Genomic DNA, 16,488 nt, shown 5'->3' with positions numbered 1-16,488 from the left:
TTAAAATAAGTCTTTTAAATTGAAAATAAAAAAGCAGTTTTAAGTGTTGACAATAATGCCGTAAATACGTTTCTTATTTCTTTTGATGATAAACTACATTTACAACTAAGTACATCAACTAATATAACATTTGCTACAGTAATATTATAAATAAGTTAGGTGCTGTTGTTTCGTAAAAAATAGATGTATCAAACAAAAAAGCAACCTTAAATAACATGGTTAAGATTGCAATTAGTAATTTATGTATTACCTATAACTGAGTTACATAGTACCCAGAAGATTGTGAAAAAACAAATTTCCTTTTATAAAATTAAGAAATGCTCTAAAAAGAATTAAACGCTGTATTACTAAACCTATTAAAGTATATGAACTTACGGAAATTAAGTTTCCTTCAAATATTGAATGATGATATGTCTAGAATTATAAAGACATTAATTGAAAAGAAATTTTAATACCTGTAATCACCATACCTGTACCAATAATGGCAATTATTAAACCCATTATTTTACCAATAACAGAAATTACGTTATTACCAACTACTTTTACTATTAAATCACTTAATCTAAAAGTATAAAAAGTAATTAAACTCATAGTTCCGAATATAGCAATAACTAAAATGATGTGTATGGTTTCTACATTTGCCACAAAATTCATAGCAGTTACAATGGTTCCTGGGCCTGCCAAAATAGGAATTGCCAATGGAGACACCGCAATATCTTCATCAACATCTACATTTTTTATATTTTTTACATCAGATTTTTTAGATTGTAGCATTTCAAATCCAATATAAAAAATTAAAATACCACCTGTAATTTTAAATGCAGGAATACTTATATTAAACAACTCAAAAATATATTTACCTAAAAGAACAAAAACAGTTACAATTACAAAAGCAATAATATTACTACGCTTATTAATGTCTCTTTTTGTCTTTTTATCTAATCCTCGTGTTAAAGACACAAAAACCGTCATGTTTGAGATGGGATTGGTTATAGCAAAAAAACCTGTAAAGACAGTTATTGCAAAGGTGATTAGATTATCCATTTAGTATGAGGTTTGAACTGCAAAAAAATCAAATAACTTTTGTATTACCTAAGTAATTTTGTCTTTTTTTTCTGATTTTATAATTAGTAGGAAGATACAATTTAAACTTCTCCTTTAAAAAAAGAAATAGATTAATTATAAAAGCCATATTATAGATGCTTTTAAAACTTAAAATAATAAAGTATTACCACGAATATGTTAAAAAGACCTTTTATACTAGAACTACTAAAAAACACCTTGTACATAAAAATATGTACGTCAATTAAGTTGTATATTTGCCCTTATTTTTTACATTAAACATTTACCTTTTTTAGATATGCCTTTTAAAAAATTACATGCAGATATAAAAGAGATTTTAGAATCTCTAGAAATAACAACCCCTACTCTATTTCAAAGTAAAAGTATACCTGTTATTAAAAGTGGTGCAAACGTATTTTGTACAGCTCCAACAGGTGCCGGAAAAACAACTACTTTAGTACTTACTACTTTACACAAATTAAAATGTGAAGAAGTTGGTACAGCACCAAGAGCATTGGTTTTAGTAGAAAACTCAGAAAAAGCCCTTGCATTACATGATGAATTTATAAAACTTAGTAAATATGATGCTTTGCGTATTTATGCTTGTGATGATAGAGAACACATAGAATTGTTAAAATCAGAAATATTTGAAGGTGTAGACGTACTTATTGCTACGCCTAAAACTATGAATAAATTGCTTTTATTAGAAGGAATAAACACAACGCAATTAAAGATTTTTAACATTGATGATGCTGAATTTTTAATTGAAAAAACGGCGTATGCAGCATTAATGGCAATTACACAAAGTATTCATAAATGTCAATATGTATTATATTCAGATAAAATGCACCCAATTTTAAAACGATTTGAGTCTTATTTTATGCAATACGCAAAAACAATATCTCTTAAATAAGATACGCTTTTAAAGCTTTAACTCTCCTCTAAAAAACGAACTCATAATGATACCTAAACTACATTATATATCTCAAGGTAATTCTCCCAAAGAACATCTAGAAAATATTCAGAAAGCGTGTTCGGCTGGAGCAGAATTAGTGCAATTACATATAAATGCTATTTCTGAAAAAAAATATCTAAAATTAGCATTAGAAGCTAGAGAAATTACGTCTCACTTTCAAACAAGATTAATTTTAAGCAATCACTATAAAATTGCAAAAGAAGTAAAAGCAGATGGCGTTCATTTAGAAAACACAGATTTCTGTGCAACAACAGCATTAGAACATTTATTTACTTGGCAAATTGTTGGCGGAACTGCAAACAACTTAAAAGATTGTAAAGCCTTAATTAGCAAAAAGGTAGATTATATTACTTTAAGTCCGTTTAGAGATACCAAAAACCAAGATAACTTACCTACCGCTTTAGGATTAAATGGGTTTTCTTTAATTGTTGAAGCTTTAAAAACTGAAACGCCTATTATTGGAGCTGGAGAAATAACGACAGAAGATGTTACGGCTATTTTAGAAACAGGTGTTTCTGGAATTGCTGTTTCCGATGAAATTTCAAGCAATTTTGATACTATCAAAAAATTCAACCAATTATTAAGTGCATCTTCCACAGAAGAGCAGCGTCATACTTTTTAGTCAAAATTAGTTGCTTTAGAGCGTTTACTCTAAGTAAAATATCATTTTTCGTTTCAACTTTAAAATCAAAATAAATTGATATTATAAAGCTAACTTATTAATAGGTTTAGTTTTAAAAACATTTACACATACTACATCTATTTTTAAACAAATAGACAGGCTTAAAACTCTTCATTTATGAAATTTGCACATTTATTATACAATTACTTAATAACTACTGGAATCTCAGAAACGTACGCTGCATATATAAATATGTTTGCTTTGCTAATAGTAGTATTGATTATTACGTTTTTAATCGATTATATTATTAGAAAAATAATAGTACAATTATTTACTCAGTTTGCTTTAAGAAGTAAAACTAATTTTGATGATTTATTAGTTAAAAATAAAGTACCACGGAATGTAGCGCATATTATTCCGTTAATTTTTGCTTTAGAATGTGTGCCTGCTGTATTTTTAGATTTTCCATATATAGAAAATATATTTCAGAAAAGTTTAGAGGTATTTACCATTGTTTTAATACTTTGGATTGTAAGAAGTTTATTAAATTCTCTTAAAGATTATTTTAAAACCTTACCCAATTTAAAAGACAAACCAATAGATAGTTACACGCAAGTATTTATGATTTTTGCTTGGGTATTCGGAATTTTATCTGCTTTTGCTATTATTACAGGTATTGAGTTTATTAAATTTATTACCACCATTGGTGCTGCTTCTGCAGTTATAATCTTAGTATTTAAAGATACTATTTTAGGGTTTGTTGCCAGTATTCAGGTTTCTATCAATGATATGGTAAGAATTGGAGATTGGATTACTTTTGAAAAATATGGTGCAGACGGAGATGTTATTGAAATTAATTTATCAACCGTAAAAGTCCAAAATTTTGATAAAACCATTACCACAATTCCTACTTATGCCTTAATTTCAGATTCTTTTAAAAACTGGCGCGGAATGACTAATTCTGGTGGTAGACGTATAAAAAGGTCTTTAAATATTAACTTAGAAAGCATTCATTATCTATCTACACAAGAAGTTAATGATTTAAAGAAAATTCAGTCAATTACTACTTATTTAGAAAACCGTCAAGCAGATATTGACGCCTATAATGAGACCAATAATATCAATAAAGAATTACTGCTAAACGGTAGAAACCTTACCAATATTGGTGTTTTTAGAAAATATATTGAAACATATATAGAAAATCATTCTGGTACGAATAAAGAAATGATGATTATGGTGCGTCAAATGGCACCAGAAACGCAAGGAATCCCTATTGAAATTTATGCTTTTAGTAGTGATAAACGCTGGAAAAACTACGAATACATAATGTCGGATATTTTTGATCATGTAATAGCTGCAGTCCCTTATTTTAATTTACAAATCTTTGAATTGCCTAGTAGTTCTAATTTTTCTAACTTAAAATAATAATCTAAAAGAATATAAATAGGCGGATAATTTTACAACTACCCTCTTATTTTTCAATAGATATGACCCAATGTATTTATGTTAGCTTACATTTATAATACCAACTACTTCATAAAATCTTGTTCCGTTTACTTGTACTTTATTGTATAAAACAGTTGCATATTCATAATAGTTTTGCCAGTAGTAAGTAATTATTTTATGAGCTAAACACTTCAAATATAAAACTATTTGCTTTCTAAGTTAAATGTAAAAGACTGTTTGGGGTGTTAAACATCCAATCTAATAATTTTTTAGATATATAAAAAAAAGCAATATAAAATGTAGTTACTATGAATAAATTTGGTGTTATAATATCTAAATTTGATCCCGCCTTTTTAGGCTATTCTATTAAATAATGACTAAAAAAAAATCATTTAATTTTTATAAAAATGAGTAAAAATTTATCCAATTCCGTACTCTATTTAATGAGTATATCTGCAGGACTTGTTGTGGCAAACCTCTATTACAACCAACCACTGCTGCACCAAATGGTTTTAGAATTTGGAGTTAGTGAATCTGCTATAAGCAAAGTCCCTTTAGCTACACAACTGGGGTATGCTTTTGGATTGTTGTTTATTGTTCCTTTAGGAGATAAGGTTTCTAACAAAAAAATATTACAGTTCGATTTTGCTTTAATGATATTATCACTTATTGCAGCATCCTTATCTAGTACTTTATACCTTTTAATAATCAGTAGTTTTTTTATTGGCTTTTCATCAGCAATACCTCAACTATTTGTGCCTATGGTTGCACAATTATCAGACGATAAAGGTCGTGGTCGTGCCATCGGTATTGTAATGAGCGGATTGCTAATTGGTATTTTAGGAAGCCGTGTAATAAGTGGTGTTATTGGCAAATGGTTTGGATGGAGATTTATGTTTTCTGCTGCAACCATACTTATGGTGTTGCTTTTTATTTTACTTCAATATAAATTACCAAAAATTAAACCAAATTATAAAGGAAGTTACGGAAGTTTATTAAAATCTATAGGGCATTATTTTAAAACAGAACCTTCCTTACGATTGGCTGCTTTACGCGGCGGACTTGGTTTTGCCGGATTAAGTGTTTTTTGGACCACCTTTGTTTTTTTAATGGAAGATCATTTTAATTACGATAGTGATATTGCTGGTGCTTTTGGTGTCTTTGGTATTGTTGGAGCACTTGGAGCAACCGTTGTAGGAAAGATGAATGATAAATATACCAGAAAGAGTATGATTATCTTCTCTACCGTATTATTAATGGTTTCTTGGGTTATTTTCTTCTTTTCTGGATATTCACTAATAGGTTTAGCTTTGGGAGTAATTATTGTAGATTTAGGGATGCAAGTATTACATATTACCAACCAAGTTACTATTTTTTCTAAGAATCCAGAAGCACGAAACCGAGTGAATACAGTGTATATGGTTGGCTTTTTTATTGGTGGTGCTTTTGGTACTTTTTTTGGGGCTTATGCTTGGCAAAACTTTGGTTGGAAAGGTGTTGCTGGTTTAGGACTTTTAATATCTGTGAGTATTTTAGTCGTTCAATTTATTTATGAACCTAAAACTTCAATCATAAAAGAAGTCTAACTGTTTACATAAATTAGTTTTTTCAAAAACACTAAAATAGCTGTTCTATTTTAATTGTTAAACCTAATGTTATTATTCATATTTTTACTTTTTTGAGTGTTTTTATTGAACAAATCTTAGCTGAAACTATGCACTATCTTATAAGAGCCTAATAGACGTTTGCAAATTGTTTCTATACGAGAAGGGTATTTTTTAATAGATGGAAGATTTTTGGTTGAGTGATATATTACCATTTGAGAGACCCTTCAGGTTTTAAAAACCTGAAGGGTCTTTTTAAGTCATAATTACATTGAATGTAGTTAACATTTCATAATGCGAAAGCTGTTGATTTTGACAAGGATTATCTTTTATTTGGGTAAACTGATTCTTAAAAAATAAAAGAAGTCTAATAAGTCATTGCGAGGCACGAAGCAATCTGTAACTGATACTAAAGAGTACTTCGATTTACTCGTAATAGCATATAACTATACTTTTTAAAATTTATTTTCACTGTTCTTTTTCATTGATGAATACTGAATCAAGTTCAGCACAGGCTTCACCAAAAATCTAGACTTCTGATAATTTTATTGAATTCTACAAGGTATTACACTATCGTGTCCAGACCGCAAAAGCTCTTTGGACACTTGCCGTTCCATACCTTTTGAATTGCTACTAAAATTATAATAGGTCGGGATAAGATTTCGAAATAATTTTTATTTTATTTATTGGTTTTATTGTCATTGCGAGGCACGAAGCAATCTGTGACAGAGGCTAAAGAGTACTTCGGTTTACTCGTAATAGCATATAACTATACTTTTTAAAATTTTCTATTCACTGCTCTTTTCCATTGATGAATACTGAATCAAGTTCAGCACAGGCTTCACCAAAATCTAGACTTCTGATAATTTTATTGAATTCTACAAGATATTACACTATCGTGTCCTGACTGCAAAAGTTCTTTGGACACTTGCCGCTCCATATCTTTTGAATTGCTACTAAAATTAGAATATGTCGGGATAAGATTTCGAAATAATTTTTATTTTATTTATTGGTTTTATTGTCATTGCGAGGCACGAAGCAATCTGTGACTGATACTAAAGCTTGCCGTTCCATACCTTTTGAATTGCTACTAAAATTATAATATGTCGGGATAAGTTTTCGTAATAATTTATATTTTATTTATTGGTTTTATCCTCATTGAGAAGTATAGAGAAGAAACCTCTATTTATAAAGACCATAAATTTAATATTAGATTTTTGTTACTCTATTCAATTAAATATATTGATATTTCCTCCTGCAAGGTTTCAAAAACCTTGTAGGTGTCAGTTTAAAGAATGACGTCTCTTTAAACAAACTATCTTAAAAAAAAAGAATTAAAATGAATTATTCAAAATTCCATCCAAATATCCCTTCCCAATATCAAATATTTTTTCTGAATCTTTATTATCTAATCCAGAATACTCAGACAACGGAAAACTAACGGTCATTTTTGTAGCTGCAAATTTAAAACCTTCTGCCGCATGTGCTTTTAAATACGTAGCATGTGCAATCACTTTAAAGGTTGAGTTTAATTGTTGAGGCGTTTTTTTTGCAGGTTTACCTACATAACTTCCTATAATTGGTAAACCTGATTTAAGAAAAGGCTTAATTGGGAAATTATCTAAAATTCCACCATCAGAATACAGTGTTTTATTGATTATAATTGGCGTAAAAATACCAGGAATAGCACAAGAAGCCAACACCGGTTTTAATAATTGACCTTTACTAAAATAACGAGACTTGCCACTTTGCATGTTAGAGGCAGTAATATAAATAGGAATTTCTAAGTCGCTAAATTTATTTTTAATTTTATTTTCTATAATCGATTTAAATAAAAAAGTATCAAAAAGCCCTGCTTTTGTAATGCTGAAAAATGAAAATTTAAAAAGACTTGTTTTTTTAAAGATCTCTAAAATTTCTTGTGTAGAAATACCAGAAGCATATAACGAAGCAACCAAAGCTCCTCCACTACTTCCAGAAATAGCATTTATTTGTAAACCAAGTTCTTCTATCTTTTCTATCAAAGCCAAATGTGCGGCACATTTAATGCCTCCTCCAGATAATACCAAGTTTATAGGAATGTTTACATTTAATTTAGAAAGTTGTTCACTGTAATTTTTAAGCAATTGATTCTTTTTTTAGTCTAGAAAATACACGTAAATATACTTCTTAAATAACTTAGAAGCTATTTATTACTAAGGCAATCGTTTTTAGAGGTAATCAACTATAAAATATCTTAAAATTAGAAAAAAATTTCTATACACTTTTATCAAAAATTTGGTTGAGATAAGTAGAAACCTTGATTAGTAACCCAATAATTCTTAACTGCGCTCGAACAGACATTGTGATTTTTAACAATTATTTTAATTGATTAGAAATTAAGAATTCAATTCTTTCATAATTTCTGCAAATAACTCATAAGAACGAACTCTATCTTTTATAGAATAAATATTAGTTACTGCAATTAATTCATCCGCTTGCGTTTTTTCTAAAAAGTCTTTTACTTTTGCTTTTACGGTTGCTTTACTTCCTATAAAAGAATATTTCAGCATTTGATGTACTTGCGGGTTTTGTAAAATCTCTTTATAATAATCTGTCATGGCAGTTGGAGGTTGTACAAAATCTCTTTTTCCGGTAAATAAACCTACAATCATTCTAATTAAAGACGTAGATAAATTGGCAGCTTCTTCATCGGTTTCTGCAATAATTATGTTTACACCCGCAATGATATACGGTTTTTCTAAAACATCCGAAGGTTGAAATTCTTCTCTATAAATGGCCAAAGCATTCCATAAATGTGTTGTTGCAAAATGACTTGCAAATGCATACGGTAATCCTTTTTTGGCTGCCAAATGTGCACTGTCTGTGCTAGATCCTAAAATATAAAGTGGCACCTCAACGCCTTCTGCAACCGTAGCTCTTACATTTGCATGTTCGTTTTCTTTAGAAAAATAAGTCTGAATTTTTTCTATTTCTCTAGGGAAATGTTGCGCTGCTTCCATAAAATCCGATCGAATGGCTTCTGCCGTTTCTCTATCGGTTCCCGGAGCTCTCCCTAAACCTAAATCTATTCTATTTGGGTATAAAGAGCCTAACGTACCAAACTGTTCTGCTACAATTAATGGCGAATGATTGGGCAACATAATTCCGCCAGAACCAACACGAATGGTTTTAGTTCCTTGTGCAGCATACCCAATTAAAACTGAGGTGGCAATACTACCAATATTTGTAGAATTATGATGTTCTGCCAACCAATAACGCGTATACCCAAAGGTTTCGGCATTTTGTGCTAATTCTAATACATTATTAAAGGTATCTTTTAAAGTATTCCCTTCGGAAACTAAAGCAAGATCTAAGATGGAATATGCTGTTTGTAGAGTTTTCATAAGTACGAATAATCAATAATTATATTTCGAATATAGTGTCGTTTTTAAGCTTACAAAATTACAGAAAGTAGTCCTTTTTTAAGATAATGTTTTGTTAATATAAATAACGAAATGCTAAATTTGTACATAGTTCTAAAAACAAGCATTTTAAAATGAATACCACCATACAATCCATACCCGTTTTAGATTTAGATGAAATTGCTGTAGATTTAATGACAGTATATAAAAACCAGATTTTACTACTGATAATTTATAACAATGATTGTTTAGGATGCACAGGTCGTGCGATTCCTTTGGCATATGAATTTCAGCAGAAGTATCCAACAATTCAAGTTGCAGGTATTCATGCAGATTTTTCTAATAGAGAAGGAACTAAAGCCAATATTAAAAGTATTTTTACAAGTGGCGAGAATCCGTTTCCGATTTATATTGATAAAAACCACAAAGTGTACGATCAGTTTAAAGCTGAAGGAACGCCACAGTGGTTGCTTATTTCAGAAAAAGGAGAATTGTTTCGCTCTATCTTCGGATCTCAAGAAAACGCAGCAAATAGATTATTTTATGCTTTAGAAAGTTTAGTTGATGTATAAAAAAAGAGATTGTCTAAAAAGAGTTTTCTTTGTCAATCTGAATTTATTTCAGATTCTTACAAGAACTGAATTTCATCGGATTTAGATGCTGAAACAAGTTCAGCATGACAAGGCTTAATACTTTTTAGACAACCAATATTAAAAATAATACTTAAATTATTTAATGTTTAATTGCCTTTACAGCATGTTCTGCCCATTCTGGATATACAGTTGGGTCGATATCAAAAATAATGGTTCCCCAAACGATGGTCATGATTACAATAATGATGGTTGCAAAAATATCGATGATAATTCCTGTTTTTATCATTTGAGATATTTTTAGTTTACCAGTACCAAATACAATTGCATTAGGCGGTGTTGCAATAGGTAGCATAAAAGCCATTGAGGCTGCTAACGTAACCGGAATCATTATTAACAAAGGATTTACTTTAATTTCTGTGGCTAATCCAGAGATAATAGGCAACATCATTTCTGTAGTTGCGGTGTTAGATGTAAATTCTGTAAGTGTAGACATCATGGTTGTTAAAGTAGCTACCAATGCTACTGGAGACATATCTTTTGTTCCGCTTAAAAGTCCGCCAACATAATTAGACAATCCAGAATCTATAAATCCTTTTGCCAATGCAAAACCACCTCCAAATAGAAATACAATATGCCAAGGTAATTTTATCATAATCTTCCATCCTACTAAGGCTTGTTTCTTTTTTGTAGAGGGTACAATAAATAGTAACATGGCAATAAAAATAGCCACAGTACCATCATTTAAATATTTTGGGTTTTCAAAAAGAGAACTCCAACCAGGGACGATTGTAAAACCTAAATTAAGGTTAGATCTAAACACCCATAATAATGCTAATGAAACAAATAAAACAAATACTCTTTTTTGTTCTGCACTTACTTTACCGAGTGCTTTATATTTATCTGTAAAAAAAGAGGCATCTAATTTTTCAATTTTTCCTTTTGGTCTATAGGTATAGTATAACAGAAATAACGAAAAAATAAAAATCATCACTGTAATTGGAAAAGCAAACGTAATCCATTGTCCGAATGAAATTTCTGGCGCTCCAGGATAGATAATTTGGAAAATTCTTAAAAAGGATAAATTAGGAGGTGTCCCTACCAATGTTGCTATACCACCAATAGAACACGCATGTGCAATAGACAATAACAAACCTGCAGCAAATGAACTTATTTTTCCTTCTCCATATACTTCTTCTAACGCAGCAGTTACAGAAAAAGCGATAGGAAGCATCATCATTGCGGTGGCCGTATTAGACATCCACATAGATAAAAACGCAGAAGCCAACATAAACCCTAGCATAATTCTAAACGGACTACCACCAACAATAGAAAGTATTTTTAAAGCAATTCGTTTATGAAGCTCCCATTTTTCCATAGCCAAAGCCATAATAAAACCTCCAATAAACAAAAAGATTACATAATTAATATAGGCGTTAGAGATTGCTTTACCGTCTAAAACCCCAAGCATCGGGAATAAAATAATGGGCAACAAAGAAGTAATACCAATGGGTAATGCTTCTGTAACCCACCAAAAAGCCATTAGCACAGCAATTGCAGCTGTATAGGTAACTTCTGGTTTTCCGGGTTGTAGATCTACAAAAAAAACCATACCGAAAAACACAAGTAGCCCGATAATTATTAGTTTCATATTAATTTCTGTATTCGCTTCGAAAGATGACATAGTTAATTGTTTTAAATGGTTAGTTTATTTCTATTTGGTACTGCAATACCAACATTCCTTTTCGTTCGTCTACCTTAAGTAGATTATTTATATTTTGATAAACAGGTCTATTTTGATAACCTAAACTTAATTTGTTACTGTGTCCATTAAAGAAACAGTTAATCCCTAGATCATACACAACCATTGCATCCTCTAAAGCATCAAAATCTGAATATTGAACGGCAATGTTAGGTTGTAATTGGAAACTCTTTTTACCCTTTGCTAATAAATAGCCCAATTGGAAAAAAGTGGTGTTTCCAGTTCCTATCATCGGGAAATCATTACCGCTACCATTAAAAGAAGTTCCACCAGAAGTAATATCATTAGCGCCAACGTTTCTTACATAATTAGGTCCAAAATCATTATGATTGTATCCTAAATAGGTGGTAATTGCAGTTCCTTTTTCTATATCAAGCGGAGCGTCATAAAATACATCTACTGCCCAATTTTTAAAATCGTAATATTTTTCTATTCCATTTATTAGTTGTGATGTCATTTTAGGTTGGTTCATAAAACCAGCACCTAAGTTTAAAATATTCTTTGTACCAATGTATGTTCCTGCGCCTCCACTATAGGGAGATTTGTTACTTTCATTGTCTAGAAATTCATATTTCACATAACCAGATATTCTTTTTCGTGGTTTATTGGTCGCAAAATCTACCTTTCCTTCTGTTGGTGTAACTCCATATTGAATTGGGTCTTTTAAAGATAAAATATAATCGAACTTATGTATTTGTCCTTTTGCCCAGATACCTAATCCACGTGCAATATCATCATTCTTATTCACCGTTAACAAAGAATATAAAGGAGCATCTACTGCCATTAAAGATTTACTACTTCTTACATTCCATCTGTTTAAACCTTCCCATCCAGACTCTCCAAAACCCAATGCAAATTCTTTGGTAAATTCATATTCCGCATATAAATCTAACACTTCAAACTGAAAATATTTTTCTGTTTTGCTGTTCATATTATTACCACCAAATAAGGAGTACACATATAATTTAGGTGTTAATTGTGCCGAAATGCCCATTCTTAATCTTCTAATAGAAATGTCGAATACCTTATTTGCTGCTTCATTGTTTATGGTAGTTCCTGGGTTGCTATCAAAATACCTAGCCCATAATTGCATCCTTACAGAAGCTTTTATGTAGGTTTTACCTGTTTCATCTAAATTTAGTTTTAGCTTATTGCTCTGTGCGTAACTAGCAGTATATAAGAATATTAAAGTAAAAATAAGTTTGGTTGTTTTCATAGTTAATTGGTTTAGTTTATAATCTTTTAAATTTTAAGAATACGAATCATAAGGTATTTTATTCGCTAAACTAGCATAACTATAAAAGAAACTTACTGATATATATCACGTTAAGTTTCTTTTGAAAAAATTATTTTAAAGCTATTTAAAATTTATACAGCTAATTAAAGAGAGGTAAAAAGGTAAATAACAACATTTTATTAAATAATTTCTCATTTAGAATTAAAAGGGAATTAAATATTAAATAAAACTATTTTATGCTTCTCTATGATTAAAAACATATAAATATTGCCCCGTAGCCATTCTTCTAGAAGCATCTTTGGCTCTTTGCGCTAAATCACCAACATATAAAGAATCTATGGTTGTAAACCAGATTTCTAACCACTTTTCAAAATGAAGCTGACTCATGGTATGTTTCAAGTTTTTATCTACTTTTAAATGTGCTTTACTTGGGCTTCCTTTAAAACAAACATCTCCCAATAAAGCAGTAACCCAAAAATCTGTCAGTTTTTCTAAATGAGCAGGCCATTGATCCGCCGCTAGGTGGCTATTAAAAATAGGCCCTAATAATTCATTTTTTCTAACTGCATTGTAAAAACTAACAACCAATAGGTTAATATCTTTTCTGTTTTCTATTTCTTTCATTTTATATAAAATTAAAAATCCGCACAAACCAATATTAGGTGTGTGCGGATTATTTATCAACTTAAACTTAATTTTTCTTTTTGATACAATAAATGGTTTCTTGTATGGTAAACCAACAGAAGTAAAAAATACCTCCAGAGAATATTACATCACCAATCATACGCATCCATTTTAAGGTTTGTATTGTTGGAGAATACAATAATTCTGCATCTCTTGCAAAAGAATATCCTTTTGTAATTGATGTGTACGCTTGTATAAGACCTATAGGCAACAAGCTTAAAAATATCATAGCACTTAAACCAATATTTAACAACCAAAAAGCTCTTTTTAGTTTTACAGAACTCCAAACTCTGTCTGAATAAAAACGCAAACAGATAATTATGAATCCCATTCCTAACATACCATACACGCCAAATAAAGCTGCGTGAGAATGTACTGCGGTAGTATTTAATCCTTGAATATAAAACAAAGCAATTGGAGGGTTAATTAAGAAACCGAATACGCCAGCTCCTACCATGTTCCAAAATGCCACGGCAATAAAGAAAAATATTGGCCATTTGTATTTTTGCATCCATAGATTCGATTTTAAGATATTCCAATTTTCACGAATCTCAAAGCCCATTAAAGTTAGCGGTACCACTTCTAAAGCACTAAATGTTGCTCCCAAAGCAATTGCTTGCACAGGTGTTCCCGAATAATATAAATGGTGTAAAGTTCCAATAATTCCTCCTGCTAAAAATATGGTTGCTGATGCAATAGAAGCTTTTCCTGCTGTTTTTGCTGATAAAATTTTCATTCTTAAGAAAATAAAAGCAATAATTACGGTTGCAAAAACTTCGAAAAAACCTTCTACCCAAAGGTGTACCAACCACCATCTCCAATAATTAATTACTGGTAAACTACTGTTTTCTCCATACATTAAACCAGAGAAGAAAAACATACCAATTGCTATTACAGAAATTAATAAAATAATTAATAAATGTTTAGAATCATCATTTTTTCTAATCGCAAACACAACGTGTCTACCTACCATAAGTACCCATAATATCAAACCAATACCTAAGTATATTTGCCAGAATCTACCTAAATCCATATACTCATATCCTTGATGCCCAAAGAAAAAGTTAGTTGTTAAATCTAAAAATTGATGTACACCTAACCATTCGCCCATCATAGAACCTAATACGATAACTAATAGTGAAACGAAGAGAAAATTAATTCCGAATACTTGAAACTTCATTTCTTTACCACTAATCATTGGTGCTAAAAATAATCCTGTTGCTAACCAAGTTGCAGCAATCCAAAAGACAGCCAATTGAGTATGCCAAGTTCTAGTAATGGAATATGGTAAAAAACTAGATAAATCGAAACCAAAGAAAGATTGTCCTTCTACCGTATAATGTACTGTTAAGGCTCCTAAAATAACTTGCAATGCAATTAATAATGAAATAACAATGAAGTACTTTAATACAGATCTTTGAGATCTTGTTAATACCAAGGTATCTAAAGGATCTTTTTTAGGATGCATTATTGCCTCTCCTTTTTCGTGATTGCGAATGTAATAATAGCTTAACCCTCCAATAAATAATAATAACAATACAATAGAAAACCCAGACCATATTTGAGCATCTGGTGTAATGGTATTATCTATTAAAGGTTCATGTGGCCAGTTAGAAGTATAGGTATAGTCTTTTTCTGGTCTGTTGGTACTTGCTGCCCAAGAAGTCCAGAATAAAAAAGCATTTAATTGTGCTAATTTTGTGGTATCTACTAAAGCTCCTTTTGGTATTGCATATTTTTCATAACCATTAGAAAAGATGTCTGTATAATGTTTATAATTCTCTAAAATAGCAGTGTACCGATCTTTAGATATGGTAATGCTACCTGTTTTTGCATTGTATGTATTTGTTTTTACATGTTTAATTAATCGCGCTTTTAAAGCTGCTTTATTTTCTACGTCTAAATTTTCGTAGGTGGAGTTAAAATCTTTTTTTGCCCAAGCATTTAACATAAAAACGGCCTCTTTATGTATCCAATCTGCAGACCAATCTGGTGCCACATAACTACCATGTCCCCAAATAGAACCTACTTCCATTCCGCCAATAGATTCCCAAACATTCTGACCAATTTGTATGTCTGCTTTGGTTAAAAAGGTTTCTCCTGTTTCTTGTATAATAACGGTTTCTGGTATTGGTGGTTGTGTTTGATAAACTTCTGTACCCACCCAAATAAGTACTATAAAGGATAGTGTTACCACACTAGTAAATGCAATCCAAACTTTTTTCATGTTGTTGTTCTTTATATAAATTATACTACGTCTTTTACTCTTTGTTCGCTGTCTGAAACTGAAATTGTAAGTCTTATAATACAATCTTCAGTACAATATAAATCGTGAGGAACATTTGCGTCTAACGCAATTAAATCTCCTTTTTTTAATGGTTGCTTTTCTCCTTCTACTCCAAAATCTATCGTTCCTTCAAATAATTCTATAACAATAGGAAACGGCGCTTTGTGCTCTTTCATTTGTTGTCCTTTTTTCATAAGGATTCTTATTTCTTTTGTGGTTGCTGTTTTAATTAATACAGTTACTGCTGGTTTGTCTTTTCCGTAGATTAAATTTTCTGTGATCGATGCTATTTTCATTATATTAAGTTTGATTAAAGTATTAAAAGATATTTATATCTCTTGTTTGATTAAATTTTTAGCGTTTTAATAATAGTCCTTCTAAAGTCATATCATCAATTATAGATTTTATAGAAGTATTTTCTAACATATTCTTTAAGTTATCACGGATATCTACAAATTTAAAATGCAACGGACAAGGAGATTCGGCATCACATTGTTTTAATCCTAAACCGCAACCTTTATAGATATTATCTCCATCTAAAATACTTACAACTTCACTTAGTTTGGTTTCCATCTGTTTTACTTCAATAGAAAAACCACCATAAGGTCCTTTTACAGATGTAATAATTGCATTTCTTTTAAGTTGTTGTAAAATTTTTGCTGTAAATGCTTGTGGTGAGTTTATTTCTTCTGATATTTTACTCATACTAACCTTATTACCGTTGGCACTTTCTTGTGCTATAAATAGCACAGCTCTTAGTCCGTATTCACAAGTTTTAGAAAACATAATGTTACTTATTTTAATAGCACAAATA

General features: G+C 30.5%; 15 protein-coding genes. 5 read left to right on the top strand and 10 right to left on the bottom strand.

The features are described 5' to 3' along the window. Positions 1-420 precede the first annotated feature (420 nt). The gene (locus KV700_RS02450; protein WP_166387254.1) at positions 421-1,044 is read right to left on the bottom strand and encodes a MarC family protein; all 624 of its coding nucleotides are present in this window, start codon (positions 1,042-1,044) and stop codon (positions 421-423) included. A gap of 316 nt (positions 1,045-1,360) precedes the next feature. On the opposite strand from KV700_RS02450, the gene KV700_RS02445 reads away from it, so the two are divergent. From KV700_RS02445 to KV700_RS02435, 3 genes are all read left to right on the top strand, one after another. Then, positions 1,361-1,975: a DEAD/DEAH box helicase gene (locus KV700_RS02445; protein ID WP_218598987.1), complete on the top strand. Its 615-nt coding sequence runs from the start codon at positions 1,361-1,363 to the stop codon at positions 1,973-1,975. 46 nt (positions 1,976-2,021) lie between these two features. Continuing rightward, positions 2,022-2,660 carry a thiamine phosphate synthase gene (locus tag KV700_RS02440; protein WP_218598985.1) on the top strand — a complete coding sequence of 213 codons (639 nt, stop codon included), beginning with the start codon at positions 2,022-2,024 and terminating at the stop codon, positions 2,658-2,660. Between the two features lie 177 nt (positions 2,661-2,837). Beyond that, a complete protein-coding gene (locus KV700_RS02435; protein ID WP_218598984.1) occupies positions 2,838-4,085 on the top strand; it encodes a mechanosensitive ion channel family protein in 1,248 nt (415 codons plus the stop codon). An 81-nt stretch (positions 4,086-4,166) separates the two neighbouring features. On the opposite strand, the gene KV700_RS17330 is transcribed toward KV700_RS02435, so the two are convergent. Beyond that, positions 4,167-4,301, bottom strand: a complete 135-nt coding sequence (locus KV700_RS17330; protein WP_262887963.1) for a hypothetical protein — start codon at positions 4,299-4,301, stop codon at positions 4,167-4,169. Between the two features lie 212 nt (positions 4,302-4,513). Between KV700_RS17330 and KV700_RS02430 the strand changes: the two genes are divergently transcribed. Then, on the top strand, positions 4,514-5,692 hold the full coding sequence (locus KV700_RS02430; RefSeq protein WP_218598982.1) for an MFS transporter: 1,179 nt from the start codon (positions 4,514-4,516) through the stop codon (positions 5,690-5,692). A gap of 1,352 nt (positions 5,693-7,044) precedes the next feature. On the opposite strand, the gene KV700_RS02425 is transcribed toward KV700_RS02430, so the two are convergent. Both KV700_RS02425 and KV700_RS02420 read right to left on the bottom strand, forming a co-directional pair. Next, positions 7,045-7,836, bottom strand: a complete 792-nt coding sequence (locus tag KV700_RS02425) for a patatin-like phospholipase family protein (protein ID WP_218598979.1) — start codon at positions 7,834-7,836, stop codon at positions 7,045-7,047. A 252-nt stretch (positions 7,837-8,088) separates the two neighbouring features. Beyond that, complete coding sequence (locus KV700_RS02420) at positions 8,089-9,096, bottom strand: LLM class flavin-dependent oxidoreductase (RefSeq protein ID WP_218598977.1); 1,008 nt, start codon at positions 9,094-9,096, stop codon at positions 8,089-8,091. Positions 9,097-9,248: 152 nt separating this feature from the next. On the opposite strand from KV700_RS02420, the gene KV700_RS02415 reads away from it, so the two are divergent. Beyond that, positions 9,249-9,686: a redoxin domain-containing protein gene (locus KV700_RS02415; protein WP_218598976.1), complete on the top strand. Its 438-nt coding sequence runs from the start codon at positions 9,249-9,251 to the stop codon at positions 9,684-9,686. A 160-nt stretch (positions 9,687-9,846) separates the two neighbouring features. On the opposite strand, the gene KV700_RS02410 is transcribed toward KV700_RS02415, so the two are convergent. The 6 genes from KV700_RS02410 to KV700_RS02385 all read right to left on the bottom strand — a co-directional run bounded on the left by KV700_RS02410 (position 9,847) and on the right by KV700_RS02385 (position 16,460). Next, complete coding sequence (locus KV700_RS02410) at positions 9,847-11,388, bottom strand: DASS family sodium-coupled anion symporter (RefSeq protein WP_218598975.1); 1,542 nt, start codon at positions 11,386-11,388, stop codon at positions 9,847-9,849. A gap of 19 nt (positions 11,389-11,407) precedes the next feature. After that, positions 11,408-12,682: a porin gene (locus KV700_RS02405; protein ID WP_254712955.1), complete on the bottom strand. Its 1,275-nt coding sequence runs from the start codon at positions 12,680-12,682 to the stop codon at positions 11,408-11,410. Positions 12,683-12,937: 255 nt separating this feature from the next. Continuing rightward, positions 12,938-13,327 (bottom strand): group III truncated hemoglobin, encoded by a 390-nt coding sequence (locus KV700_RS02400; protein WP_166385016.1) that lies wholly within the window; start codon positions 13,325-13,327, stop codon positions 12,938-12,940. Between the two features lie 67 nt (positions 13,328-13,394). Continuing rightward, positions 13,395-15,614, bottom strand: a complete 2,220-nt coding sequence (locus tag KV700_RS02395) for a nitric-oxide reductase large subunit (RefSeq protein WP_218598974.1) — start codon at positions 15,612-15,614, stop codon at positions 13,395-13,397. Positions 15,615-15,634: 20 nt separating this feature from the next. Then, positions 15,635-15,970, bottom strand: a complete 336-nt coding sequence (locus tag KV700_RS02390; protein WP_166385012.1) for a cupin domain-containing protein — start codon at positions 15,968-15,970, stop codon at positions 15,635-15,637. Positions 15,971-16,028: 58 nt separating this feature from the next. Beyond that, a complete protein-coding gene (locus KV700_RS02385) occupies positions 16,029-16,460 on the bottom strand; it encodes an Rrf2 family transcriptional regulator (protein WP_218598973.1) in 432 nt (143 codons plus the stop codon). Between the last annotated feature and the right edge of the window lie 28 nt (positions 16,461-16,488).

Origin of the sequence: Polaribacter sp. NJDZ03, assembly GCF_019263805.1 — a bacterium.
In the GTDB taxonomy this organism is placed as follows: Bacteria; Bacteroidota; Bacteroidia; order Flavobacteriales; family Flavobacteriaceae; genus Polaribacter.
This window is presented reverse-complemented; position numbering and strand designations above follow the sequence as displayed.

Coding starts and splice junctions, on each gene's coding strand:
- KV700_RS02450 (WP_166387254.1), bottom strand. CDS start 1,044: ATGGATAATCTAATCACCTTTGCAATAACTGTCTTTACAGGTTTTTTT.
- KV700_RS02445 (WP_218598987.1), top strand. CDS start 1,361: ATGCCTTTTAAAAAATTACATGCAGATATAAAAGAGATTTTAGAATCT.
- KV700_RS02440 (WP_218598985.1), top strand. CDS start 2,022: ATGATACCTAAACTACATTATATATCTCAAGGTAATTCTCCCAAAGAA.
- KV700_RS02435 (WP_218598984.1), top strand. CDS start 2,838: ATGAAATTTGCACATTTATTATACAATTACTTAATAACTACTGGAATC.
- KV700_RS02430 (WP_218598982.1), top strand. CDS start 4,514: ATGAGTAAAAATTTATCCAATTCCGTACTCTATTTAATGAGTATATCT.
- KV700_RS02420 (WP_218598977.1), bottom strand. CDS start 9,096: ATGAAAACTCTACAAACAGCATATTCCATCTTAGATCTTGCTTTAGTT.
- KV700_RS02415 (WP_218598976.1), top strand. CDS start 9,249: ATGAATACCACCATACAATCCATACCCGTTTTAGATTTAGATGAAATT.
- KV700_RS02410 (WP_218598975.1), bottom strand. CDS start 11,388: ATGTCATCTTTCGAAGCGAATACAGAAATTAATATGAAACTAATAATT.
- KV700_RS02405 (WP_254712955.1), bottom strand. CDS start 12,682: ATGAAAACAACCAAACTTATTTTTACTTTAATATTCTTATATACTGCT.
- KV700_RS02400 (WP_166385016.1), bottom strand. CDS start 13,327: ATGAAAGAAATAGAAAACAGAAAAGATATTAACCTATTGGTTGTTAGT.
- KV700_RS02395 (WP_218598974.1), bottom strand. CDS start 15,614: ATGAAAAAAGTTTGGATTGCATTTACTAGTGTGGTAACACTATCCTTT.
- KV700_RS02390 (WP_166385012.1), bottom strand. CDS start 15,970: ATGAAAATAGCATCGATCACAGAAAATTTAATCTACGGAAAAGACAAA.
- KV700_RS02385 (WP_218598973.1), bottom strand. CDS start 16,460: ATGTTTTCTAAAACTTGTGAATACGGACTAAGAGCTGTGCTATTTATA.